This is a genomic window from Cytobacillus sp. FSL H8-0458 (assembly GCF_038002165.1).
In the GTDB taxonomy this organism is placed as follows: domain Bacteria; phylum Bacillota; class Bacilli; order Bacillales; family Cytobacillaceae; genus Cytobacillus.
This window is the reverse complement of sequence record NZ_JBBOBR010000001.1, coordinates 3,152,692-3,175,814: the sequence shown is the minus strand read 5'-3', so window position 1 is coordinate 3,175,814 and position 23,123 is coordinate 3,152,692. Positions and strand designations below refer to the sequence as shown.

Below are 23,123 nucleotides of genomic sequence, written 5' to 3'. Positions count from 1 at the left end.
TAATCAGAATATTTTATATAATTAGATAAAGGCTTAAGGGCTTAAAAAAGGAGGATTGAATTTGAAAGTGAAAAAAAGAATAGGGTTAGTCATTTTAGCTTTGCTGATCGCAATCCTTATTTCAGGCTGTTCGACCAAGAAGCAAGTGAACAGCAGTCAGGACACCAAGGGAATAGCATCTGAAAACGGCGGAACATTAGTTATAGCCCGTTTATCTGATGCGGAAAATTTAGATCATCATTTTATGTCGACGATCAATGCTGCCAGCGTAACACATAATAAGATTTATGAGGGTCTTGTTGGCCGGGATAAAAATGCCGAAATCAAACCGCTGCTGGCGGAGAAGTGGGAACAGTTAGATGATACAACTTGGGAGTTCAAGCTTAAGGAGAATGTTACATTCCATGATGGGACTGCATTTAACGCCGAGGCAGTGAAAGCGACATTTGACCGGTTATTAGATCCGGAGGTTGCTTCTCCAAGAGCTGTCGTATTCAAAATGGTAGAAGAAGTAAAGGCAGTTGATGAATTTACTGTTCAATTTAAACTATCAGAGCCATTTTCACCCTTACTGTCCATATTGGCCAGTCATGAAGGCGGAATTATCTCACCAAAAACAATTGAGAAATATGGAAAGAAAGTGATTCAAGAACCTGTTGGGACAGGTCCATTTGTATTTGAATCCTGGACTCCAGGAAAGGAAATTGTTTTTAACAAAAATGAAAAGTATTGGGGGACTCAATCTAAGCTGGATAAAGTCATCTTTAAAATTGTGCCTGAAGAAACAACAAGGATATCCATGCTTGAAACAGGCGAAGCCCACATAGCCGAACCTCTTTCGGTCACAATGATGGAAACGGTGGAAAACTCCAAAAATGCAGAAATATTCCGCAGTGAAGGATTTGGTACAGAATATATTGGGTTCAACGTTGAAAAGGAGCCATTCGATGATGCCCGGGTCCGCAAAGCTATTGGACATGCTGTTGAAATGGATTCCATTCTGGAAGGAGTATTTGAGAATGTTGGGAAAAAATCCAATTCACTGCTGGGGCCAAAGGTATTTGGGTATCATGAAAGCTTAGAAGCATACGAATATAATCTCAATGAGGCAAAAAGGCTTCTGGCCGAAGCGGGCTACCCAAATGGTTTTGAATCCACATTGAAAACAATGGATAAGAAAGAATGGATCAATATGGCGGAGGTTCTTCAGTCCCAGCTGAAAGGGATAGGAATCAAACTGGACATTCAGGTATATGAATACGGGACATTTGTCGAACAAGTAAACCGCGGTGATTCCGAGATGTTTATTTTAAGCTGGAGAAATGCGACGGGAGATGCTGATTATAATCAATATAACCTTTTCCATAGCAGTTCACACGGCGCTGCCGGCAATACTTTCTTTTACAGCAATAAAGAAGTGGACAGCTTAATAGAAGCTGCACGGGCTGAAAAAGATTCGGATAAGCGGATGGAGTTCTATGCAAAAACTCAGGAAATCGAAATGGAAGAATCCGTATATATTCCGGTTCGTGTAATTGAGAATATGGCGGCTATTTCAAAAGTTGTAAAAGGCTTCTCTATAAGTCCATCTGGATACTTAGAGATCAATGACATTTCAATTAAATAAGCTCTAAGATAAGAGGGATATCCATTCTGGGTACCCTTTTATCTTGTCCGGGGCACGAAAGGTGAATGAAAATGAATAATAGCTATTGGCTAAAGAATGTGCGATTAGAATGCGGATACAAAAATGAGAATAATAGAGTGTCAGGTACTATAACAGATCAATTTCATTTATTAATAGAGGACGGCTGCATTGCTAAGATTACGAAGGACTTAGAGGCTCCCTCTGATAATCTGCCTATAAAAGATGCAAACGGACTGCTGTTATTGCCATCCTTTGTTGAAAAGCATGTCCATCTTGATAAAACGTATATGGGGGATAAATGGATGGCCTGCATTCCTGCATCTGGTGTCATAGAACGATGTGAAATTGAAAAGAATGCAGTGTTATCTATGTCTTCAAGCACCTATCAGCGGTCAAAAGCATTGCTTAAGCAGCTTATATCTTATGGATCAACTCACATTAGGACCCATGTGGATATTTACCCTGAAGTACAATTACGGAATTTAGCTGAAGTTCAGCAGACATTGGAGGAATTTTCAAGCTGTGCCAGCTCCGAGATTGTGGCCTTTGCCCAGCATGGCCTCCTGCGCTCAGGGACACCTCAGCTTATTAGAGAAGCTATTAGAAACGGTGCTGGAATTGTAGGTGCGGTCGACCCCGCTACTGTTGACAACAATATTGAAGCCTCACTTGTTCAATTGATGGATTTAGCTGTAGAAGGCGATGCAGATATTGACTTGCATTTACATGATCCTGGTCACCTTGGGACTTTTACAATGAAAAGGCTGGCCTTTTTGACTAAGGAAGCTGGCTGGGAAGGAAGAGTTGCGATTAGCCATGCATTTGGCCTGGGTGATGTTTCAAGGGGAGAAGCCTCCGAGATGGCAGAGATACTGAAAGACGCTCGTATTTCGATCGTTACCAGCCTTCCGTCTGGACGTGCGATCCCGCCTGTTGATCTGTTAAGTGAATTTGGAGTAGAGGTTGCTGTCGGAAACGATAATATTTTTGATTCATGGTGGCCAACAGGAAATGGAGATATCCTGGAAAGAGCAGGCCGTTTAATTGAACGGTATAGATGGACGGATGAAAAGTCTCTTTCACAGGCATTCAGATATATTACAGGGGGCAGAACGCCGCTTGATCAGAAGGGAAACCGGATCTGGCCAGCACCTGGTGATGAAGCCAGCATGGTCCTTGTCGATGCAAGCTGTTCAGCAGAGGCTATGGCGAGAAGGGCGGAACGCCATGCAGTGTTCTATAAGGGAAATTTAGTTTGCGATAAAAAAGGCATAAATCCAGAGTGATCTGATCATTCTCTGGTAATTGTCTTCTTATATATTTCTAAAAAATTGAAGAAGTAAAGAAAACTAAAAAATTGGTAAAGGAATCCGAAAAAAATAGTTAGATTTTTTTATACAATTTAAGAAAGCAGTTATGAGGTTCCACAAAATACAGGATAAATATTAAAAGCAAAGGGAGAAATGCGATGATATATGATTTGATTATAAAGGGCGGCAATGTGGTTCTTAAAGACGAGGTAATAAAGAATGATATCGCCATTATAAATGGAAAAATTGCAGCGATTGCGGAAACAATTGATCATGAAGCTGAACAGATTATCGATGCATCTGATCAATATGTCATGCCAGGAATGATCGATACTCATGTTCATATTTGTGAACCTGGCAGAACAGAATGGGAAGGGTTTATAACTGGAACTAAAGCGCTGGCAGCAGGAGGAACTACATGCTATGCGGATATGCCGTTGAATGCTCTCCCGGCTACGATAGACAGGCACACACTGCAATTAAAGGCAGAAGCAGCCAAGGGGAAAAATTATATTGATTATACATTTTATGGAGGACTAGTTCCTGGCAATCTTGAAAAGCTTGAAGAGCTTTCAGATGAAGGAGTTATGGCATATAAATGCTTTATGTCCACTTGTGGAACCGATAATCCCGATGATTTTTCCAATGTGGATGATTATACCCTTTTTGCAGGGATGAAAAAGATTGCTGAACTGGGCCGAATTTTATCCATTCATGCAGAAAATGCCCAAATTACCGATCGATTAGGCGAAGAGTTAACGGTGCAGGGAAGGACAGCTGCTGCAGATTATGTCTTTTCAAGGCCTGTTTTAACAGAGGTTGAAGCAGTGAAACGCGCTCTTTATTTTGGTAAAGAAACGAAGTGTCCCATTCATTTTGTGCACATTAGCACCGCAGAAGCAGTAGAAGAAATTATGAAGGCCCGAAGCGCGGGTCAGGATGTCTCTCTTGAATCCTGTCCCCATTATTTTACAATATCATCTGAACAGCTCGAAAAAATTGGCCCTGCTGCCAAATGCTCTCCTCCGCTGCGAAGTAAAGAGGATCAGGAAAAGCTATGGAAAAAGTTAATAGAAGGCAAGATTGATATGTTAACATCTGATCATTCACCATGTCCGCCTGAAATGAAGTATAGTTCTTCAAATAATTTTTTCGAAGTGTGGGGAGGAATCACAGGGTGTCAAAACAGCGTTGATTTAATGTTTGATGAAGCGGTTTTGAAAAGAAAGCTGCCAATCACTCATTTTGCAAGGATGATTTCTTCTAATCCCGCTGAACGTTTTAACATTCCTAATAAAGGAGAAATAGCAGTATCAATGGATGCAGATATCATCTTCATTGATGCAAATCGTTCCTATGTTGTTGAGGAGGAAGGCCTATATTATCGGCATAAGCATAGCCCATACATTGGGAGGATGATTAATTGCAGGATAACTAAAACCCTTGTCCGCGGCAGGATTGTATATGATTTGGATCAGGGGATTGTCGGGAAACCTCTCGGAAAAGCCCTTAAGTTAAAAAACGGCAGGTCAGCTTTGAATATGATCTGAAATCAAAAAGTCCGCAGACAGATTATAGATAGGGGAATTTGGGATGACAGACTTAATCAATTTGCAGGGGAAACTTGAATATGAAAATTTAGCAAAACATATTGTGAACAGGCTTGAATGGCTGGGTTCATTTGCAAAGGACCCGGAAGGAGGAATTACCCGTCTGTTATACTCCCAGCAATGGACGGATACTCAGCAAGCTTTAAAAAGATGGATGGAAGACGAGGGTTTGGAAGTAAAGTTTGATGAAGTGGGAAATCTGAGTGGGATATTAAAGGGAGTAAATCAGACAGAGACCGTTCTAACTGGGTCCCATATAGATACCGTGAAAAATGGCGGGCTTTTTGACGGGCAATTTGGCATTGTAGCTGGAGTACTGGCCTTAATTTATTTAAAAGATCATTATGGGACTCCAGAGCGCAATCTCGAGGTTGTTTCACTGGCAGAAGAAGAAGGAAGCAGATTTCCTTATTGCTTTTGGGGTTCAAAAAATATTGCAGGATGCGCATATAAAAAGGATGTTGAAAATCTTGCAGATTCAAATGGAATAATTTTTTCTGACGCCATAAATGAGGCAGGGTTCAGATTTAGGGATGAAACCCTATCTCCACGGCAGGATTTGAAGGTATTCGTAGAAGTCCACGTCGAACAGGGAAATGTTCTTGAAACTGAGAAAAAATCTGTTGGTATTGTGAAATGCATCGTTGGGCAAAGGCGTTTTACAATTGAAGTAAAAGGTCAAGCCAATCATGCTGGAACAACACCCATGGGATATCGCAGAGATGCTGTGTATGCTGCCAGCCAAATGATATATGAAACACTTAATATGGCAGATCAATATGGTGACCCGCTGGTAGCAACCGTCGGGAGGGTTGATATTTCACCTAACATTGCAAATGTGGTGCCGGGAAAAGCTGCGTTTACTTTAGATCTGCGCCATATTGATAAAAATACAATATCCCATTTTACTGAAAGATTTATAGAAAAAATAAATGATATATCACGAGAGCATGGGGTTGAAACGGTCATTGAAAAATGGCTTGATACAGATCCGGTCCCAATGGATCCTGAAATTACGGAAATAATTGAGAAGAAGTGCAAGGAAAAAAATTTGAGCTATAAAGTAATGCATAGTGGTGCAGGCCATGATGCACAAATTTTTGCAGCCTCCATTCCGGCGGCTATGCTATTTGTGCCGAGTAAAAAGGGCATTAGCCATAACCCTGGTGAATATACTGCGCCTGCTGATTTAGCCGAAGGAGTTAAAGCACTGATCAGCACGTTATATGAACTGGCTTATAAATAATCATGAAAAGGGGAGTTATGTATGGGCTATCCAAAAGATTTATTATCAAGCAGGTCTGTAATAGAACATGGGAAGTATGCCTTAATTGCACCTGAAGGATTAGTGAACAATGTTATTCCTGGATTTCATCATTGCCTTATTTCTATTTTAGGTTCTCCTAAGCTTGGGGCAAGCTTTGTTGACTATTATGTGACAATGAAAAAAGGAGGCGGAAATAAAGAAGGTTTCGGCGGACAGGAAGGAGTACAGACATTTGTTTACATATTGGAGGGACAAGTAAAAGCTTCTGCAGAGGAAAAAGAATTTATCCTGGAGGAAAGCGGATACCTTTATTGTCCGCCGGGAGTGAAAATGTATTTGGAAAATATGAATGATGGGGATTCTAAGCTCTTTTTATACAAGCAGAAATATCGACCTCTTGAAGGGCGGAAGCCTTGGGTTATATCAGGACATGCAAATAAGATAGAATTCAGGAATTACGATGATATGCATAATGTAAACATTAAAGATCTGCTGCCTGCTGATTTAGATTTTGATATGAATTTTCATATCCTTTCGTTCGATCCTGCTGCGAGCCACCCGTTTATTGAAACACATGTTCAGGAACATGGAGCATATATCCTTTCCGGGGAAGGGATGTATAATCTCGATAACAAGTGGATCCCAGTCAAAAAAGGCGATTATATTTTCATGGGCCCTTATGTTCACCAGGCCGCGTATGCTGTAGGGAGAGAAAATTTAACATATGTCTACTCAAAAGATTGCAATCGGGACGCAGAACTATAAAAAATTTCAGGAGAGGAGAATTAGCGGTGCCAAACATACAGAAGATTATGGAAGAAAGAGTCTTTGAAATCGATAAAATAGCAAAGTTCGATCCTGAGAAACCGCAAAAGAACTATTTTTATGAAACTGATAAAACAGTGGGAGCTGTCTGGTGTCTGGAACCAGGACAGGAGGTATACTTGCATTCTCACTCAAATGTAGATGATATGTGGGTTTGTATGGAGGGAACAGGAACCTACTTTCCTGACTTGGAGAATGAAATTCAAATAAGTAAAGGCATGGTGATTCTTGCTAAGCCTAATCAGATTCATGGAATGCGCAATACAGGTAAGGATAGATTTTTATTTGTTGGATTTGCTGCTGGTTCTCTGCCAATGGATATTACAAGATATTAAATCTGCAGTCTTATAAAAAACATATCGCTCTAAGCCGGATTTTCTGGAAGAGAGCGATATGCAGAAATGAACACGATATATATTCATAATAAAAAAGGTGCCCCGGCTAGACGTTCATAGTCAGCTTCGTTCTTAATAGATTGTAAATGAAATAACTTAAGCAAATTAAGCTGGACAGAGAAAAGCTGATCCAAATCGTAAGAATATTTTCCGTAATAGGCAAAGCTGCAAATCCCCCGGCAGTCCCAATAATAGAAGCAAGGGGAATAAGGGCAGGCAAGGTTTTGCTCCCTAGTATAATGTACAGCATTGGAACGATCATGGAAGCATAAATATTACCGAAAAAAAACAGCAGTTCAATAGGGGATGGAGGCAAGATACTAACGATAATAAGTAATAATAGACAAATGGCTCCGGAAAACAGATAGGTGAATCCCCATTTTTCTTTATTGCTGAGAGGGCGAAGCATACCTGCGATATTTTTAATGATTAATGTGACAATAGCGTGTAATTCTGCACTAATGGCAGATGAAATGGCACTGAAGCAAAATAGGACAAATAAAACAATAAGCAAAGTTGAATTGATTTTTCCTATTAACTCAAATAACAAAGAAGATATGGAATCATAGCTTCTTCCAAAAATAATAATCATGATCAATGATGATAATGCAAGAGGAATAGTTGCCCATATTAAACCCGCTAATGTAAACGTAATTCTCAGCTTTTCTTTTTTTATAATAAAAACCCTTTGCCATGAGGCACGATCGATAATCACTTGTCCAAAGCCAATTAAAATGGCTGTGAAAATAAACAAAATAGCTTCGGTGTTTTTAACATAAAGTATGTATGGATGATATAATTTAATGCCTTCATAAACAGGATATACACCTTCCTGGATATAAAAGTAAACAGGGATGATGATGACAGCGCTGAATATGAGCACAACATTAATGCCTGCAAGTTGATGAATTCTTTGCATGCCTCCTGCTCCCCCAATAAAAAAACAAAACAATAAAAAGAAAACCATACCAGAAAAAACAGGCAGGGGAAAAATCATGTGCAGGAGGATTCCTGCACCCATAGCCTGAACAAATATAGAATGAAGACTAATCACAAGAAGAATAGAGATCATGAACCAGTAGCCGCGTGGAGTCAATCTTTCGCGCAATACATCTCCAATCGTTTGATGGTCGTGAAACCGATCTCGAATCTTTTTTGCTAATATTCCAAATAAGATGAGTGCAAGTGCCCCCATAAGCGAATAGCCGATTCCCCCGGTTAGTCCGTACTTTATTAATGTTTCGGGCGATGAAAGAATGGTATTGCCTGTTACCCATCTGGACAAAAGACTCACTACACCAAAACCGATTCCGAGCTGGAATGCCCCGCCAATATAGTATTGAAAATCGGTTTTCTTCATTGTGAAGTCTCCTTCAGGCGGTAATCCCTTGGCGATAGGCCAGTCATTTTCCGAAAGATTTGACTAAAGTAGTGCTGACTGTTAAAGCCGCACTTTTCTGAAATACTGCTAATGCTTAATTCAGGACTTTCAATCAGCATTTTTTGTGCATGTTTTAATCGAAAGTCATTTAAGTATTCGGAAAACCCCATTCCTACTTCCTCATGAAACTTTCTGCTCAGATAAGCTGAATTGATATGAATCTTAGATGCTAAATAATTTAAAGTTAGTTTTTCATTGTATTCCTTTTGAATAATTTGCAAAGCCTTAACAATTTGCTCAGAGTAACTGCCGATTCGTTCGTACCTTCGCAATACGCTCATTAATTCCTCTTCAATGACGGGCTTTGTAATATAATCAATTACCCCAAGTCTGAGTGATTTTTGAATATAATCAAAATTTTGATAAGCTGTAACCATGATTAAATCAATGTCACCAGCTGAGGAAAGCTCCATAGCTAAATCTAACCCTGATTTGCCTGGGAGCTGAATATCAAGGAAAGCAAGAAAGATGTCATGCTTCTTTATAATTTGAAGAGCTTGAGAGGCATCCTGAGCCTTATAAAGAATCCAATTGGGAAATTTCTTTTTGATGAGATATTCCAGCTGTTCCAGTTCGATAAGTTCATCATCTACAAGCAAAATATTCATTGCATCCTTTCTCCTTCCAATTTTTCTGACAAAATAACGTGGGGGAATATTGCCAAAACAGCTGTTCCGTCCCCCTGGTCTTTTAATTGAACAGAAGTTTCATCATGGGGGAATAATAGCTCAAGTCTTCTTTTTATATTCTCCAGCCCCACCCCGCCATCCAGGGGGCCTGTTTCATAGCGCTCTATGGAATTGTTCCACACTGAAACATGAATGGATGATTCGATCTTTATTACTTTTATTTTTAATAAAGCCTCGCCAATATGTCTTTCAAAGGCATGCTTAAAAGCATTTTCCACAAGAGTTTGTATTAAAAAGGGTATGATAATGGCTTTATTCACATGGTTATCCAATTGAATTTCATAATGAAGACGATCTCTAAATCTAGTTTTTTGTATCTCCAGATAGTAATTAACATAAGTAAGTTCATCTTCAATGGAAATAAAGTTATTTAAAGTCCGATATTTAAATTTCAGGAGTTTTGAAAGGGTTTCAATGGACCGTATCAATTCTTCTTTGCGGTCGAGCCTGGCTAGAGCCAGGATTGAGTTTAGAGTATTAAAAAAGAAATGCGGCTGGATTTCCTGGTTTAATTGATTGTATAAAGCTGTCTGTAATTCACTTTCCAGCGCTATTTCTCTTTTTTGCTTCTCAAGTAAATCAATTCTTTTTTCAAAAACAAATAAAAATAGCAGGGTAAAGGCTCCTGCCAGTGGAACCAGAACACAAAACATAATGTATATGGAGAATGATTCAATAGGCAGCATGCGGTTCGTTTCTCCTTAAGTATTAAAAAAGGGAGGTATCATAACCTATCCCTTTTTTAATATAACATTTTATACAAAATAGAGGTATTTGTATTAAACTGGAAGAGTTTCAGCGAAATGACAGCTTACAAAGTGATTATTAACCAGCTCCCTAAGGGGAGGTTCCTCCTGTTTGCATTTTTCTGCAGCAAAAGGACAGCGTGTATGGAACCTGCAGCCTCCAGGAGGATCAATTGGCGATGGTACATCTCCTTTTAATATAACACGGTCCCTTTTTAAAGTTGGATCCGGGACTGGAATTGACGAGAGAAGCGCTTTTGTATACGGGTGAAGCGGAGAATCGAACATTTCTTTTTTCTCTGCAATCTCAACCACTTTTCCCAGATACATCACCATAACCCGGTCTGAAATATGCCTGACGACGCTAAGGTCATGAGAGATAAAAAGAAAGGTCAATTTAAACTGCTTTTGCAGCTTCTTTAATAGATTGAGAATTTGTGCCTGGATAGATACATCCAGGGCAGATACAGCTTCATCACAAATGATTAATTTCGGATTGACGGCCAATGCTCTGGCGATCCCAATGCGCTGGCGCTGGCCGCCGCTGAATTCATGCGGATATCTGTCAAGCGCCTCTGGAGGAAGTCCAACATAGCCCAGCAGTTCCAGCATTCTTTCCTTTCGCTTTGATTTTTCAACCACATTCTGAATGGCCATGGCTTCATTCAAAATTTGCTTCACCGTTTGACGGGGATTAAGAGAAGCAAAAGGATCTTGAAATATTACCTGCAAATCACCTCTAAGTTTTCTCATATCCTTTTTATTTAGCGTTAAAATATCTTTCCCCATATAAAGAACCTTTCCGTCAGTAGGTTCATCAAGCCTTAAAATGGCACGTCCGGTTGTTGATTTCCCGCAGCCTGACTCCCCGACTATACTTAATGTTTCACCTTCAAAAAGCTCAAATGAAATATCGTCTACCGCCTTTACATATGTCTTTGGCTTGAAGATAGAGTCCTTTTTAACCGGGAAATATTGTTTTAATCGATCTACCTGCAGGATGATATTTTTTTCTGCGGCCATGTTCATATTAGACAACCCCTTCTTTCTCTCTTTTGCCAGTCCACTTGTCGGTGTATTTCCAGCAGCTTACTTTACTATCATCAGAATAGGCAACAAGATCAGGCTGTTGAGCAGCACATATATCTTCCGCATAAGGGCATCGAGAGGCGAACCGGCATCCGGCAGGCATATTGTAAGGGCTGGGGACACTGCCATCTATTGTAATTAATTCTTCCTGATCTTCATGTATTTTAGGCAATGAGTTCAATAAACCTTGGGTATACGGGTGCTTTGGAGCAGCAAATATCTGCTCTGTGGAAGCATGCTCGACTATATTGCCGGCATACATTACGGCTACCTTATCACAAGTTTCTGCCACAACTCCCAAATCGTGGGTAATCATGATAACACCCATTCCGATCTTTGTTTGCAGCTCTTTTATCAGCTCCAGTATTTGTGCTTGAATCGTAACATCCAAGGCAGTCGTTGGCTCATCTGCTATTAATACCTCAGGTGTACATGCAAGAGCCATAGCAATCATGACACGCTGGCGCATCCCGCCGCTCAATTGGAATGGCTCTTGTTTCGCCCTTTTTTCAGGAGAGGGGATTCCAACCATCTTCAGCATTTCAACTGATTTATCCCATGCAGCTTTTTTCCCCATCTTTTGGTGCAGCCTTAAAGCTTCTGCAATTTGCTCTCCAACCGGGATTACTGGATTTAAGGATGTCATCGGCTCCTGAAAAATCATGGATATTTCATTCCCTCGAATTTTTCTCATTTCATCCTCTGGCATTGTTACTAAATCTCTTCCTTTAAAAAGAACGGAACCCCCGGCAATTTTTCCCGGAGGAGAAGGAATAAGGCGGAGAATGGAGAGGGAGGTCATACTTTTCCCGCATCCGGATTCACCTACAATTCCCAGCGTTTCCCCCTTATGCAGTGTAAAATCGATGCCATCAACCGCTTTGCTGACTCCCCGCTTTGTTGTGAAATGGGTTTTTAACCCTTTTACTTCAAGTATTGGCTTGTTTATTTCTTTCATGTCCAGTCACCACCCCTAATTAATTTAGCTCAATGCGTTTATTGAAGAACCGATAAAAGACATCTACAAATAAATTCACAACTACGAAAATAAGTGAGGCAAATAGAACTCCTCCCTGGACCATTGGCAGATCTCGCATTCGAATTGCATCGACAATCATTCTTCCAAGTCCATTAATAGCAAAGATCGATTCCACCAATACTGTACCGCCAAGGAGTGCGCCAAACTGAAGTCCTACAACCGTAATCACTGGGATCAGTGCATTTCTTAATGCATGTTTAGAAATAATGATTCGCTCGCGAAGCCCTTTTGCACGTGCTGTTCGAATATAATCCTGGCGAATAACTTCCAGCATGCTCGACCTGGTCATCCTTGCGACAATTGCTGCACCGCCTGCTCCAAGAGTAACAGCCGGCAAGATGACATGGAGCAGACTGTCCCATCCTGCAACAGGCAAAATTTGAAGCTTAACAGAGAAGAAATACATAAGCATGAGACCAAACCAGAAGCTTGGAAGTGAAATGCCTAAGAGTGCAACAAGCATGACGCTGACATCGGTCAAAGAATAAGGCTTAACAGCTGAAATAATACCTGCTGCCATTCCCAGCACGATTGTGATAATGATGCTAAAGAAGGCGAGTTCAATCGTAATTGGCAGTCTTACCAATATTTCATCAAGAACAGGCTGGCTGTTTTTTAAGGAGACGCCTAAATCCCCCTTAAACACATTCGTTAAGTATTCGAAGTATTGGATATATAAAGGCTGGTTTAATCCAAGCTGTTCACGAATAGCTTCAATTGTTTCTTTTGAAGCGCCTTCACCAGCAAGAAGTACTGCAGGATCACCTGGAACGAGCTGCATAATGAAGAAGACAACAAAAGTAACTCCAATAATGACCGGGATGGTTTGTAAAATCCGGCGTAATATAAACATCAGCATAGATGTAACCTCCTCAAAGCTTTTATTTTTTCATCCGAGGATCAAAAGCATCACGTAAGCCATCACCAAAAATATTAAATCCAAGGACGAGGATGGAAATAGCGAGACCAGGGAACAGAGCGATATATGGTGCTGAGAATAAGAAATCCCTCCCGCTGCTGAGCATGGTTCCCCATTCAGGAGAAGGCGGCTGTGCACCAAGTCCAAGAAATGATAATCCAGCTGCTGATAGAATGGCAGTAGCTAAACGCAGAGTCCCTTGAACAATAATAGGTGATAGAATGTTCGGGAAAATATGCTTGAAAATAATGACAAAATCAGAGGCGCCAAGCGATCGGATTGCATCAATATACTCAAGGCGCTTTACTTCTAAAGTAGATCCGCGGACAATCCTGGCAAATAAAGGTACCGAAAAAGCCCCTACTGCTATGGTCACATTAATCAGACTTGGACCCAATGCTGCAATAATGGCTAGGGCAAGAAGAATCCCTGGGAATGCAAGCATAACATCCATCATCCTCATGATAATGGTGTCAACCCATTTGCCATAATAACCTGCAACAAGACCAAAAATAATTCCGAAAAATGCTCCGAATAGCACAGCAGCAAATCCAACCCCCATTGATAGCCTGGAACCATAAAGAATCCGGCTTAAAATATCTCTTCCTTTATCATCTGTTCCCATCCAATGGTCTGCAGATGGAGGAGTCAGCTTATTTTCCAAATCAATTTCGTATGGGCTATATGGAGCCAGCAGCGGTGCAAATGCCGCCATTAACAGGTAAACAAAAATAATGATGGCGCCTGCCAGGGCAGCTTTATTTTGAATCAATATAGAAAGAAAATCTTTAATTCTAGAATCTTTGGAGCTGATCAATGTCTTTACAGTTATTTCTGGCTGCTCCGTTTTTACTTGAACTGTCATCTTATTTCCCCCCTAAAATTTTTTTCTAGTACTAAAATGAAAAACAATATTCCTCCTTTCAAAAGAAAGAGTGATTGCAAACGTTTAGTTAAAATTATCAAAATTACCTGTAAAGTAAATATTTTTTAAAAGAGTTGTCAAAATATTTAAAAATAAGGTAAATATTCTGTAAATATCTAAATGCATCATCTTCTATAATGCAGATAAGCAATTAGGGAGGGACGGTGAACATTGAATTTATTACCGGAATTATTTATTAAAAAAGGGGAGAGAAAAATGGAGAAAGATAGAAAGCACTTTCGAAAGGGAATGCTAATGATTTTCCTATGCTTAATGATGCTGCTGTCAACAGCATGCTCTACACAAACAAAAACAGAGCAGGAAGCTGGCAATGAATCCGAAGGTAAAAAGGATGGAGGTACATTGACAGTTGTCCGTTTATCAGATGCAACAAAATTAGATCCTCACTTTATAACAGACATTCCTTCAGCAAATATTATTTATCAAAAAGTATATGAAACTTTAGTGGAACCAGATAAAGATATGAACATTCAGCCGCTGCTGGCAACAGAATGGAATGTCATTGATGATACGACCTGGGAGTTTAAACTAAAAGAAGACGTAACCTTTCATGACGGTGCACCGTTTAACGCTGAAGCAGTGAAGGCCACCTTTGACCGTTTGCTGGATCCCAACACCGGGTCTCCTCAGCGTGAGAAATTCGCGATGATTAATGAAGTAAAAGTAATGGATGAATACACAGTGCAATTATTGCTTGATTATCCATATGCTCCACTGCTTTCAATTCTTGCAAGCAGCGAGGGAAGCATCATAAGTCCAAAGGCGCTGGCCGAAAACCAGGAGTCGCTTGCAGAGAAACCTGTTGGTACAGGCCCGTTTGTTTTTAAAGATTGGAAAACTGGACAGGAAATTTCCTTGAAGAAAAATGAAAACTATTGGGGAAAACAGCCAAATATTGATGAGGTAGTTTTTAAGGTTGTACCTGAAGATGCGACCCGGCTGGCTATGATTGAAACTGGGGAAGCACATATTAATGATCAGGTGCCTGTTACAGAAATTGAGAGAATTGAGGCTTCTGATTCGATGGGACTTCTCCGGGCTGAGGGGCTTGCAGTTGAATACATCGGATTTAACACGATGAAAAAACCATTGGATGATGTTAAAGTCCGCAAAGCAATCAGCCATGCCGTTGAGAGAGAAGCAATCATTAAAGGGGTTTACAACAATGTGGGGACACTTGCTAATGCAGCGATGAGTCCAAAGGTGTTTGGCCACAGTGAAAATGTTAAGCCTTATGATTATGATTTAAATGAAGCGAAGAAATTGTTAAAAGAAGCAGGATATGAAAACGGACTAAAGCTTAAATTACTGACAAGTGATAGAAAAGAACGCATTAATATGGCTGAAGTTATTCAATCGCAATTAAAGGGAATTGGCGTTGAGGTAGAAATTCAAGTAATGGAATATGGAGCATATATTGATACAATCGATAAATCTGAGCATGATTTATTTATCGGAGGATGGGGAAATGCCACGGGAGATGGGGATTATAATCAGTATAATCTTTTCCATACGGCATCACAGGGACCTCCTGGAAACCATTTCTATTACAGCAACCCGGAGGTAGACAAAATCATCGAAGAAGCACGCAGAGAGACTGACGAAGCAAAGCGGAAGGACCTTTATGAAAAAGTGATGCAAATGGAATTAGAGGATGCGGTCTATATACCAATCCGAAACTATGAACATATGGCTGCGCACAGCAAAAACGTAAGCGGCTTTTGGCTTAATGCTGCCAATTATTTAATGATTGATGATGCAGTTATTAAGTAAATAGAAATTAAGAGTGAGCCGGAAAAGTACTTTTGAAGCAAAAGTGCTTTTCCTTCATTTTCAATATTAAGGGGGAATCAGAATGACAGCTCTATGGATTACAAATGTTCGGCTAGAAACAGGATTCATCAGCGAAAATGAACAAATTACAGGCACAAGCACAGAAATTTTCCACTTGAAAATCGAAGATGGAAAAATTGCAGAAATTTCACAGCTTGCCCCAGATTCTAATGAACACCAAATTGATGCAAAACAGAAGCTTCTGCTTCCTTCTTTAAGAGATATGCACATTCATATTGACAAAACCTATTACGGAGGGCCATGGAAAGCCTGCACTCCAATCACAAAAGGTATTTTCACTAGACTAGAAGAGGAAAAGGAGCTTTTGCCAAAGCTTCTCTCAACCGCACAAGAACGTGCTGAAAAAATGATAGAGCTATATTTAAAAAATGGCCATACCCATATTCGTACACATTGTAATGTTGACCCTGTAATTGGCCTGAAAAACTTGGAAGCTACAGTCAATGCACTAAAAAAATATGAAGATGTCCTTACATATGAAATTGTTGCGTTTCCGCAGCATGGACTGCTTAGAAGTGATTCTGTTCAGTTAATTCGGGATGCTATGAAAAATGGTGCCACGTTAGTTGGCGGAGTGGATCCAGCTACCGTGGACAGAAATATTGAAAAGTCCCTGCACACCATTTTTGAAATTGCGGCAGAGCATAATAAGGGAGTCGATATCCATCTTCATGATCCTAACTCATTGGGAGCTTTTACATTCGAGAGAATGGCAGATTATACAAAAGAAGCAGGCATGAAAGGAAGAGCAACCATTAGCCATGGAATTGCTTTAGCTGATCTGTCCGGAGATGCATTGGCTGAGATGGCGGCAATATTGAAAGAGCAGGAAATTGACGTGACCACTACCATTCCAATTAATCGTACAACTATTCCGGTTCCTGCCCTTGATCGTTACGGTATTCCCGTTTCAGTAGGCCATGACAGCATCACCGATCACTGGTCCCCGTTCGGAACAGGAAACACCATACAGAAACTGGGGACCCTTGCGGAAAGGTTCCGAATGATTGATGAATATTCTTTATCATCAGTCTTGAAGTTTGCAACTGGCGGGATTACTCCCCTGAATAAAGCTGGTGAACGGGTTTGGCCAAAAGTCGGCGACGATGCAACGATGATGCTTGTTGATGCGACTTGTTCAGCAGAGGCAATTGCAAGAAGAGCACCGGTTGAGGCATTATTTTTCAAAGGCAATAAGGTAGAAAGCAAACGAAGTGAAAAAAACCTGATAAATTCATAGTTTAAGAGCAAAAAGGAGGATATATAGTGTCAACTTCCCATTGGTTAACAAATATAAAGCTTGAAACAGGATATCTTCAGGATGACAAGGGAGCTTATACCACAACAACAGAACTCTTTCATTTGAAAATTGAAGATGGAAAAATCATAGAAAGACACAGCAGCAATTATAAAATTTCCGATAATGAAAAAAAGGTGGACGGAAGAGGATTTCTGGCACTGCCATCTTTTAAAGAAATGCACAACCATCTTGATAAGACCTATCTATCTCTTGATTGGAAGGCATGCAGGCCGGTCAAAAACTTAGAGGAACGTTTACGGTATGAAGCAATGGAGCTTGCGGAATTGGCGCCAACAGCTAAACAGCGGGCTAGCAAAATGATTGAGCTTCTCCTTTCTAAGGGGTCAACTCATATTCGTACCCATGTGAATATTGATCCCTATATTGGCTTGAAGAACCTGGAGGGCGTAAGAGAAGCTCTAGAAGACTACTCCGGCAAACTGACATACGAAATTGTAGCTTTCCCTCAACATGGTCTTTTAAGGGAACATGTAATTCCTCTCATGAAAGAAGCGATGAGATCTGGAGCCAGTATTGTAGGCGGTCTTGATCCTGCAGGAATTGACCGCAACATTGAAAAGTCACTGTATGAAGTCATGAATCTGAGTACAGAATTTGATGCAGATATAGATATCCATTTACATGATGGCGGACATGCCGGATTATATACCATTGATAAATTTGCTGAAATGATAGACGAAGCAAAGTGGCACAATCGTGCTGCTGTAAGCCATGCATTTTGTTTAGGGGAAGTACCAGTCCCGCAAGCGGAAGAAATGGCGGAAAGATTGAATGAGCTTGGAATGTCGATCATGTCCACTATTCCTATAACAAAATCTCTTCCGCCAATTGAACTCTTGGACAGGAAAGGTGTAAATGTTTATCTGGGCTGTGATGGATTCTATGATTCCTGGGGGCCTTTCGGGAATGGAGATCTGCTGGAAAAAGTAACGAGGTATGGTGAACTTTATCGCAAGAGCGATGAAATTTCTCTGGCTCAATCATTAAAATGGGCCACTGGGGGCCCTGTTCCATTAAACAAGGATGGAGAGATGAGTTGGCCGCTTAAGGGAGAAGAGGCAAACTTGGTATTAGTCAATGCTTCGTGTTCGGCAGAAGCAGTTGCTAGAACACCTGAAAGAGAAGCGGTAATTTTTAGAGGGAAAGTGGTGGCAGGACAGCTGACATAAAAGCGTTTCCTGGTATAAATACCATATTTTACGGAGGATCATATGTTAAAAATTGATGATAGCCTTGTGTTATTCGAAGCAGCAGAAAATGGTGACCTTGAATGTTTGAAAGCCTGTATAGAGAGCGGCATTGATATTAATCTGCAGGATAAGAAAAAACGAACGGCCATTTTGATTGCTTCGATAAATAAGCATTATGATTTGGTTCATTTTCTGGCGGAGTCAGGAGCAGACATTAATCTTCAAGATCAAACCAGCTTAAACCCATTTTTATATGGATGCATTCATGGAGATTTAAAGTTAGTAAAAATGATGATTAGCGCTGGGGCTGATATTAATCTCTTAACGAGATTTGGCGGAGTGGGTATTACTCCTGCCTGCGAAAAGGGCCATTTAGAAGTAGTTCGGGAGCTTTTAACATCTACAGATATGAACGTAAATCATACCAATTATTGCGGATGGACACCTTTGATTGAAGCCATTGTTTTGAATGATGGAGGAGAAACGCAGCAGGCCATCATAAAGCTATTGCTTGAACATGGAGCTGATACAAGTCTTACAGACCAATATGGTGTGAAGCCGATTGAGCTTGCCAGAAGAAAAGGATACAAAGAAATAGAGGATATTTTATTTACCGCTGGTATAGAGTAATTGCATAGATATTAATAATGCCCGATAAGATTTAAGATAAAGAAATCCCTTTCTGTTTTAATAGCAGAAAGGGATTTCTTTTATATAGATGTCCCTGAAAGATTGATTCCCTCAGCAGCGGCAGCATGCAATGCAAGAGTTTATTTAGTACCCGCAAGAAAACTAAAGTTTAAAAGTTTTATTAAGCAGGGAAGATATAGGAAGGGATATTCAAATAATTCCGAAGACAGTATGTTAACATCAAGTATAAGGACATATACAAATAAAGGAGGAAATGCGATGAATACAGATATACAAAGAGAAGAAAACCGTTTTTTTATGAATGATGATAAAGGAAATATGATTGCTGAAATTACGTATATTCCAAGCGGCGATTCTGTCATAACCATAGACCATACATATGTAAGCGACTCCCTGCGCGGACAGGGAATTGCAGGAAAGCTGCTGGAAAGCGTCGTTCAGGAGGCGCGCAGCAAGGGATATAAGATTGTGCCTGCCTGCTCATATGCCAAAGCTGTTTTTGACCGAAAGAGCGAATATCAGGATTTGCTTGCAAACTAAAGGAGGCCATCTGAATGGACGCAAAAAGAATAGATGTAAATGGAACAGTCATTTCATACTATGGTGAAGGAACAGGGGAGCCGCTTGTATTGCTGCACGGATTTTGCGGCAGCAAAGATTACTGGGCAAGGGTGATTCCACTTTTGGCGGAGAACTTTCGCGTGATTGCGATGGATCTTCCGGGACATGGAGTTTCAGGGCTGCCAGAGGGTGAGCCCTCTATTGAAAAGATGGCAGAAGCAATCAAAGGAGCTATGGATGAGCTGGGACTTGAAAAAGTATCTCTTTTCGGCCATTCATTGGGCGGTTATGTAGCCCTTGCATTTGCTGAAGCGTCTGAGGACAAGCTGAAATCCTTTTCACTTATCCATTCAACAGCCAGCCCGGATTCTGAAGAAGGGAAAAAGGGAAGGGATGTCGCTGCCGGTAAAATTGATAAGGAGGGAATGGAATCCTTTATAGATGGACTGGTGCCGAAGCTTTTTGCACCAGGGGAGAAACATCCGGACCAAATTCAAATGGCAAAAGAAATTGGCTATCGTACAAGAGCTGAAGGTGCAAAGGCTTCCCTGAAAGCAATGAAACTGCGCGGTGACCGCAGTCATGTCTTGAAAAGTACAAAGCTCCCAGTGTTAATTGTCGCTGGAGAACGAGACCAGATTGTCCCTCCAGAAAAATCATTTGCAGTTAAAGGATCTAACATTAAGCAGGTGACTATTAATGATGCGGGGCACATGAGCATGTACGAAGCACCGGAGGAACTGGCAGAGGCTATCCGCGGGTTTTTGAAAGAGTAAGGAGTCTCTGTTTTGATGCGCACATAAATTTTTTTATCCGCACATAAATTGGCGTTAAGCACACAGAAGGGTTCCTTTGCCGCCAAATTAATCATTTTTGCGAGTGAAATATAGAAAAAAAGCTCCTTTTCACCAGAAAAGGAGCTTTATCTTACTTAAATATAACTGAAATAATCTCGTCAGTCGTCATTCCGCTTTCTATTTCAAACGTGCCGGGACGCAAATCATTCTCAAGACCGCGTTTTTCTACATCTTTATAGAATTGAATTCCGCTTTCAATAATATGGGCTTTTTCAAGCGCATTCCCCACGTCAATGCTGGTCATTCCCATTGATACGGTTAAAATAGTCCGGTAAACAACTTTTTCACCTGTTTTATCCTCAGTTTTCTCTTCTGCTTTTTCATCTTTTTTCTCGCTGGACTTTGCTGCTGCAGCGAGCTGTTTGCTCCATTCATCTTCCGTGTTGATGACGTAGCCTTTAGATGCGAGCAATTCAATCATTTCTTTATCTGACAGCTTTTCTGCTTTCTCAGTTTTATCAGAAGGCTTTTCTGTACTCTTTGCTTCAGAAGGTCCAAAAAGGTAAACGCTTCCTGTCAAGATGGCCGCCGCTAAAAGGCCTGCTGCAAAACTGCGCAAGGTATTCGGTGTCATTGGGCAACCATGCTCCTTTCACCTTTGTTCGCTGTATAAGGCAGGAGCATCAGGTCGACCTCGTTCGGTGTAAGCTGTTTTTTTAATGCAATGCTTTCATTGGAATATCCGCGTTTATGCATATCCAGTACTTCGCGAAGCAGCAGTCTTTCTTCTGAAGGACCGCTCATTGCCCCGGATTGCTTTGCTGTAATCTCAGCATCCAATTCAATATTTCTGATTTGCTGCTGGAGCTCATGAATTTCATTTTTTAGTGTAAAAGTGACCTGGTCAATTTGCTGCTCAATATTTGATTTCGACTGCGCCGTTTTTAAAAACGATAAAATGAGCAGCACGACTGCTGAACCAAATAATATGGCAATTACCCATCCCATCCTAAAATCCTCCCTTATGTAAACACATTTTTTCTCGGTATCTATTTTTTAACCAAACTAAATTATACCTTTATTGCCGGGGGATTTCGAATGATAACCTCAAAATAACACGATAGTCCTGTTTTTATGTAAGAAAAAGGTTTGGATGGTAAATCTTATTTCTTATAAAAACCCGGACCATTCAGGACCGGGCTTCAATTTGTTCAGTTTTCTTTCTGCAGCTGTGCGCGTTTGGCGGCATGCAGAATATCTTCGATTGGAGACACTCTTCCGAATTTATCTTTATGGACAATATGTTTTCTTTCAAATTGGGTGGGGTTATCAATTCCTGCAGCTGCCGCCAGATTGTATAACCCTTCTCTGAGAGAAATGACATAGTTGCAGACCCGGTAATGCTTTTCCTCAACAATCAATCCATCTTGAAGCTTTTTGTCGGTTGTTGCCACCCCTGCCGGGCAGTGATTGGTATGGCAGACCCCCGCCATGATGCAGCCGACGCTGATCATAAAACCGCGGGCAATATTGACCAGATCCGCTCCCATCGCAAGTGCAATGGCAATTTTATCAGGAGTGATTAATTTACCGGAAGCGATAATTTTTACACGGTCCCGTACCCCATACTCCCTCAGCATTTCATCGACAACTGTCAGGGCTGATTGGATTGGGAGTCCCACGCTGTCTGCAAGCTCCTGATAAGTCGCCCCAGTTCCGCCTTCACCGCCATCCACTGTAATGAAATCAGGGCCTTTGCCGCTCTCATTCATATAGGAAATCATGTTTTCAAGAGCATCCAGGTCACCTACTACAATTTTCATACCGACAGGCTTTCCGCCAACACTTCTGAGCTCCTCTATAAATTCGAACATGGAAGGGACATTATCAAATTCATAGAAACGGTTTGGACTGTTAATGGTTTTGCCGACTTCGACAAGCCGGATACTAGCGATTTCTTCGGTTACTTTTTCGCCTTCCACATGGCCGCCGCGGGTTTTTGCACCCTGTGCAAGCTTGAGTTCAAAGGCCTTGACCTCAGGGATTTCGCTTTTCTTTTTAAATTCTTCCCATGAAAATTCCCCGTTGGCCTTTCGGACACCGAACATATCAGGGCCGATTTGCATAATGATGTCCGGGCTGCCGGCCAAATGATACTGAGACAGGCCGCCTTCACCCGTATTCATCCAGGTTCCCCCTGCAAGGCCAAGCCCTTTGGAAAGGGCCGTGATGGCTTTTTCACCGAGGGATCCATAGCTCATGGCCGATTGTCCCACAAGACCCTTAACTCTGAATGGCTGACGGCAGCTTTTTTCTCCCAGCACAACCGCATCCTCATCCCGAAGATAGTAAGGATCAGCCAATTTTTCCTCGCTGTGCTCCTTTCTTGAAAAAAGATTATCCCCATCGACCTTATAGACACGTGTGTTTATTTTCCTTGTATTATCCACCTTCATTTCATCAACCAGTTTGGGGAACAGGGTATTTCGTATATAAAAGCCTTCTTCATCAAAATCTCTTATCGAACCGAAGCCTATTAATCTTTCTTTGTATTTGCCGGCCTTGACAACATCCTGGTATTCCTTTCTGGAAAACGGCTTGCCTTCTGTATCATTATTGAACAGGTACTGTCTTAGCTCAGGCCCCACATTTTCTGCGAAGTAGCGCACCTTTCCGATTACCGGGAAGTTCCTCAGGATGGAGTGCTGTTTCTGCCTGTCATCTTTTACATACCAATAAATAAGTAGAATGACAGGCACAAAAATAACCAATGAGATAAATACGAATAATGCAATGACAAGGTAATCTGTTAAACTCATTTTATC

General features: G+C 40.9%; 22 protein-coding genes. 12 read left to right on the top strand and 10 right to left on the bottom strand.

Features of this window, described 5'->3' with window-relative positions; genetic code table 11:
- Positions 1 to 61 precede the first annotated feature (61 nt).
- The 6 genes from NYE23_RS15585 (at position 62) to NYE23_RS15560 (ending at position 6,995) form a co-directional block, all read left to right on the top strand.
- Entirely contained in the window at positions 62 to 1,627 is a 1,566-nt protein-coding gene (locus tag NYE23_RS15585; RefSeq protein ID WP_341079110.1) for a glutathione ABC transporter substrate-binding protein, read from the top strand.
- Between the two features lie 71 nt (positions 1,628 to 1,698).
- Complete coding sequence (locus NYE23_RS15580; protein ID WP_341079109.1) at positions 1,699 to 2,934, top strand: amidohydrolase; 1,236 nt, start codon at positions 1,699 to 1,701, stop codon at positions 2,932 to 2,934.
- A gap of 182 nt (positions 2,935 to 3,116) precedes the next feature.
- A complete protein-coding gene (allB, locus tag NYE23_RS15575) occupies positions 3,117 to 4,508 on the top strand; it encodes an allantoinase AllB (RefSeq protein WP_341079108.1) in 1,392 nt (463 codons plus the stop codon).
- Between the two features lie 43 nt (positions 4,509 to 4,551).
- Positions 4,552 to 5,814 carry an allantoate deiminase gene (gene allC / locus NYE23_RS15570; protein WP_341079107.1) on the top strand — a complete coding sequence of 421 codons (1,263 nt, stop codon included), beginning with the start codon at positions 4,552 to 4,554 and terminating at the stop codon, positions 5,812 to 5,814.
- A 21-nt stretch (positions 5,815 to 5,835) separates the two neighbouring features.
- A complete protein-coding gene (allE, locus tag NYE23_RS15565; RefSeq protein WP_341079106.1) occupies positions 5,836 to 6,600 on the top strand; it encodes a (S)-ureidoglycine aminohydrolase in 765 nt (254 codons plus the stop codon).
- 26 nt (positions 6,601 to 6,626) lie between these two features.
- Positions 6,627 to 6,995, top strand: coding sequence for a cupin domain-containing protein (locus NYE23_RS15560; protein ID WP_341079104.1), 369 nt, complete (start codon positions 6,627 to 6,629; stop codon positions 6,993 to 6,995).
- A 106-nt stretch (positions 6,996 to 7,101) separates the two neighbouring features.
- Here NYE23_RS15560 and NYE23_RS15555 read toward each other — a convergent pair whose 3' ends face one another.
- From NYE23_RS15555 to NYE23_RS15525, 7 genes are all read right to left on the bottom strand, one after another.
- A complete protein-coding gene (locus NYE23_RS15555; RefSeq protein WP_341079103.1) occupies positions 7,102 to 8,415 on the bottom strand; it encodes a hypothetical protein in 1,314 nt (437 codons plus the stop codon).
- Entirely contained in the window at positions 8,412 to 9,104 is a 693-nt protein-coding gene (locus NYE23_RS15550; protein ID WP_341079102.1) for a response regulator transcription factor, read from the bottom strand. Before NYE23_RS15550 ends, NYE23_RS15555 begins: the two co-directional genes overlap by 4 nt.
- Positions 9,101 to 9,871, bottom strand: a complete 771-nt coding sequence (locus NYE23_RS15545; RefSeq protein ID WP_341079101.1) for a sensor histidine kinase — start codon at positions 9,869 to 9,871, stop codon at positions 9,101 to 9,103. The genes NYE23_RS15550 and NYE23_RS15545 overlap by 4 nt, the downstream gene beginning before the upstream one ends.
- Before the next feature lie 93 nt (positions 9,872 to 9,964).
- Entirely contained in the window at positions 9,965 to 10,960 is a 996-nt protein-coding gene (locus NYE23_RS15540) for an ABC transporter ATP-binding protein (RefSeq protein WP_341079100.1), read from the bottom strand.
- Position 10,961: 1 nt separating this feature from the next.
- The gene (locus tag NYE23_RS15535; RefSeq protein WP_341079099.1) at positions 10,962 to 11,978 is read right to left on the bottom strand and encodes an ABC transporter ATP-binding protein; all 1,017 of its coding nucleotides are present in this window, start codon (positions 11,976 to 11,978) and stop codon (positions 10,962 to 10,964) included.
- A 19-nt stretch (positions 11,979 to 11,997) separates the two neighbouring features.
- Positions 11,998 to 12,918, bottom strand: coding sequence for a nickel ABC transporter permease (gene nikB / locus NYE23_RS15530; protein ID WP_197249156.1), 921 nt, complete (start codon positions 12,916 to 12,918; stop codon positions 11,998 to 12,000).
- Between the two features lie 22 nt (positions 12,919 to 12,940).
- Positions 12,941 to 13,843 (bottom strand): ABC transporter permease, encoded by a 903-nt coding sequence (locus tag NYE23_RS15525; protein WP_341079097.1) that lies wholly within the window; start codon positions 13,841 to 13,843, stop codon positions 12,941 to 12,943.
- Between the two features lie 276 nt (positions 13,844 to 14,119).
- Between NYE23_RS15525 and NYE23_RS15520 the strand changes: the two genes are divergently transcribed.
- From NYE23_RS15520 to NYE23_RS15495, 6 genes are all read left to right on the top strand, one after another.
- Positions 14,120 to 15,697, top strand: a complete 1,578-nt coding sequence (locus tag NYE23_RS15520; protein ID WP_341079096.1) for a glutathione ABC transporter substrate-binding protein — start codon at positions 14,120 to 14,122, stop codon at positions 15,695 to 15,697.
- A gap of 82 nt (positions 15,698 to 15,779) precedes the next feature.
- Positions 15,780 to 17,018, top strand: a complete 1,239-nt coding sequence (locus tag NYE23_RS15515; protein WP_341079095.1) for an amidohydrolase family protein — start codon at positions 15,780 to 15,782, stop codon at positions 17,016 to 17,018.
- Between the two features lie 26 nt (positions 17,019 to 17,044).
- Complete coding sequence (locus NYE23_RS15510) at positions 17,045 to 18,268, top strand: amidohydrolase (protein WP_341079094.1); 1,224 nt, start codon at positions 17,045 to 17,047, stop codon at positions 18,266 to 18,268.
- A gap of 42 nt (positions 18,269 to 18,310) precedes the next feature.
- Complete coding sequence (locus NYE23_RS15505) at positions 18,311 to 18,919, top strand: ankyrin repeat domain-containing protein (protein WP_341079093.1); 609 nt, start codon at positions 18,311 to 18,313, stop codon at positions 18,917 to 18,919.
- Positions 18,920 to 19,198: 279 nt separating this feature from the next.
- On the top strand, positions 19,199 to 19,480 hold the full coding sequence (locus tag NYE23_RS15500) for a GNAT family N-acetyltransferase (protein ID WP_445662602.1): 282 nt from the start codon (positions 19,199 to 19,201) through the stop codon (positions 19,478 to 19,480).
- A 14-nt stretch (positions 19,481 to 19,494) separates the two neighbouring features.
- The gene (locus NYE23_RS15495) at positions 19,495 to 20,277 is read left to right on the top strand and encodes an alpha/beta fold hydrolase (protein ID WP_341079091.1); all 783 of its coding nucleotides are present in this window, start codon (positions 19,495 to 19,497) and stop codon (positions 20,275 to 20,277) included.
- Positions 20,278 to 20,428: 151 nt separating this feature from the next.
- Here the strand turns inward: NYE23_RS15495 and NYE23_RS15490 are convergent, their stop codons facing one another.
- The 3 genes from NYE23_RS15490 to NYE23_RS15480 form a co-directional block, all read right to left on the bottom strand.
- Positions 20,429 to 20,932 (bottom strand): hypothetical protein, encoded by a 504-nt coding sequence (locus NYE23_RS15490; RefSeq protein WP_341079089.1) that lies wholly within the window; start codon positions 20,930 to 20,932, stop codon positions 20,429 to 20,431.
- Positions 20,929 to 21,306: a hypothetical protein gene (locus NYE23_RS15485; protein WP_113883178.1), complete on the bottom strand. Its 378-nt coding sequence runs from the start codon at positions 21,304 to 21,306 to the stop codon at positions 20,929 to 20,931. Before NYE23_RS15485 ends, NYE23_RS15490 begins: the two co-directional genes overlap by 4 nt.
- 203 nt (positions 21,307 to 21,509) lie before the next feature.
- On the bottom strand, positions 21,510 to 23,117 hold the full coding sequence (locus tag NYE23_RS15480) for an FMN-binding glutamate synthase family protein (RefSeq protein WP_341079086.1): 1,608 nt from the start codon (positions 23,115 to 23,117) through the stop codon (positions 21,510 to 21,512).
- Between the last annotated feature and the right edge of the window lie 6 nt (positions 23,118 to 23,123).

Coding starts and splice junctions, on each gene's coding strand:
- NYE23_RS15500 (WP_445662602.1), top strand. CDS start 19,199: ATGAATACAGATATACAAAGAGAAGAAAACCGTTTTTTTATGAATGAT.
- allE (WP_341079106.1), top strand. CDS start 5,836: ATGGGCTATCCAAAAGATTTATTATCAAGCAGGTCTGTAATAGAACAT.
- NYE23_RS15580 (WP_341079109.1), top strand. CDS start 1,699: ATGAATAATAGCTATTGGCTAAAGAATGTGCGATTAGAATGCGGATAC.
- allB (WP_341079108.1), top strand. CDS start 3,117: ATGATATATGATTTGATTATAAAGGGCGGCAATGTGGTTCTTAAAGAC.
- nikB (WP_197249156.1), bottom strand. CDS start 12,918: ATGCTGATGTTTATATTACGCCGGATTTTACAAACCATCCCGGTCATT.
- NYE23_RS15525 (WP_341079097.1), bottom strand. CDS start 13,843: ATGACAGTTCAAGTAAAAACGGAGCAGCCAGAAATAACTGTAAAGACA.
- NYE23_RS15535 (WP_341079099.1), bottom strand. CDS start 11,978: ATGAAAGAAATAAACAAGCCAATACTTGAAGTAAAAGGGTTAAAAACC.
- NYE23_RS15555 (WP_341079103.1), bottom strand. CDS start 8,415: ATGAAGAAAACCGATTTTCAATACTATATTGGCGGGGCATTCCAGCTC.
- NYE23_RS15495 (WP_341079091.1), top strand. CDS start 19,495: ATGGACGCAAAAAGAATAGATGTAAATGGAACAGTCATTTCATACTAT.
- NYE23_RS15515 (WP_341079095.1), top strand. CDS start 15,780: ATGACAGCTCTATGGATTACAAATGTTCGGCTAGAAACAGGATTCATC.
- NYE23_RS15485 (WP_113883178.1), bottom strand. CDS start 21,306: ATGGGATGGGTAATTGCCATATTATTTGGTTCAGCAGTCGTGCTGCTC.
- NYE23_RS15545 (WP_341079101.1), bottom strand. CDS start 9,871: ATGCTGCCTATTGAATCATTCTCCATATACATTATGTTTTGTGTTCTG.
- NYE23_RS15490 (WP_341079089.1), bottom strand. CDS start 20,932: ATGACACCGAATACCTTGCGCAGTTTTGCAGCAGGCCTTTTAGCGGCG.
- allC (WP_341079107.1), top strand. CDS start 4,552: ATGACAGACTTAATCAATTTGCAGGGGAAACTTGAATATGAAAATTTA.
- NYE23_RS15540 (WP_341079100.1), bottom strand. CDS start 10,960: ATGAACATGGCCGCAGAAAAAAATATCATCCTGCAGGTAGATCGATTA.
- NYE23_RS15505 (WP_341079093.1), top strand. CDS start 18,311: ATGTTAAAAATTGATGATAGCCTTGTGTTATTCGAAGCAGCAGAAAAT.
- NYE23_RS15550 (WP_341079102.1), bottom strand. CDS start 9,104: ATGAATATTTTGCTTGTAGATGATGAACTTATCGAACTGGAACAGCTG.
- NYE23_RS15480 (WP_341079086.1), bottom strand. CDS start 23,117: ATGAGTTTAACAGATTACCTTGTCATTGCATTATTCGTATTTATCTCA.
- NYE23_RS15520 (WP_341079096.1), top strand. CDS start 14,120: ATGGAGAAAGATAGAAAGCACTTTCGAAAGGGAATGCTAATGATTTTC.